This is a genomic window from Virgibacillus carmonensis, assembly GCF_057836705.1.
In genome coordinates this window covers 1-601 of sequence record NZ_JBYQFJ010000264.1, presented here as the reverse complement: position 1 = coordinate 601, position 601 = coordinate 1, and the positions used below count along the sequence as shown (strand labels likewise).

The window sequence follows — 601 nt, the reverse complement described above, 5'->3', positions numbered from 1 at the left end:
CCGACAGATACCTCGTCCTCCAGGGTTAACGGAAACTTCTCATAAAGGTGGCACATTGAATTTTCTTGTATATTACAGCGTTCACCAATCCGGATTGGTCCTTCATCACCTCTGAGCACAACATGGAGCAGGACAGTTGAGTACGCTCCAATCTCCACATCACCGATTACCTTGGCACCATCGGCAATATAAGCCGTTTCATGGATTCTTGGAGATTGATCTTTATATCGATAAATCATGAACTGGTTCCCCCTTACTATATTGTTTGCCTTGTTCGTTGGTCCACGATCCGGACAGCTTTTCCTTCTGACCTTGGAATTGACTTTGGCGACAGCACATTCACATCAATTGTTACCAGACATTCCTCTTTGATCATGGCCTGTATCTGTTTCTTTAAACCTAGAACCTTAACATGTTCCGGGTCACGCTCGCATGCTTGGAACGTCATCTCGGATAATTCAACTTGAAGTTCTACGCTGTCCATATGCCCATCTTTCCTTACATAGACCTGATAATACGGAGCTAACTCTTTAACCTGCAATAAGATACGTTCCATTTCAGAAGGAAATACGTTAACGCCGCGAATAATAAGCATGTCACC

Annotated in this window: 1 protein-coding gene and 1 pseudogene; both read right to left on the bottom strand. The window is 43.8% G+C overall.

Features of this window, described 5'->3' with window-relative positions:
• The coding region (locus tag AC3G7N_RS21770; protein ID WP_489424213.1) for a gamma carbonic anhydrase family protein at nt 1–239 on the bottom strand (239 nt) is incomplete at its 3' end.
• A gap of 17 nt (nt 240–256) precedes the next feature.
• A pseudogene (locus tag AC3G7N_RS21765) lies at nt 257–601 on the bottom strand (phenylacetate--CoA ligase); the annotation flags it as partial.